The 268-nt window shown below is 51.9% G+C and carries 1 protein-coding gene; it reads right to left on the reverse strand.

All coding sequences use genetic code 11. From position 1 onward, the window contains the following. The coding region (locus AC1QQ2_RS14595) for a DUF6538 domain-containing protein (protein ID WP_479713691.1) at nt 1-224 on the reverse strand (224 nt) is incomplete at its 3' end. Between the last annotated feature and the right edge of the window lie 44 nt (nt 225-268).

Consider the following 268-nt stretch of genomic DNA (forward strand, 5'->3'; position numbering starts at 1 on the left):
CGTCCCGGCAAATCTGTCTGACTCAGTCTCAAATGGGACCAATACTCATCCAGTTTCGCAGCAGCCATCATCGCCCTGCCTCGCGCTACCTGAGCCGACTTTGTCCTAAGCGCCTCAACGATTCTATCCGTCTGGTAATTGGCCCTGAGGTCAGAGGGAACTCGTCTCGAAAAGTAGTAATAACCATCTTTTTGGAAGGTATAGGGCGCCCGATTGGTCTTCAATTTGGTCTACGCTCCAGCTGTCCGGGATGAACCCAGAGAGATTT

It is taken from the genome of Aestuarium sp., assembly GCF_023253315.1.
Classification (GTDB): Bacteria; Pseudomonadota; Alphaproteobacteria; order Rhodobacterales; family Rhodobacteraceae; genus Marivivens; species Marivivens donghaensis.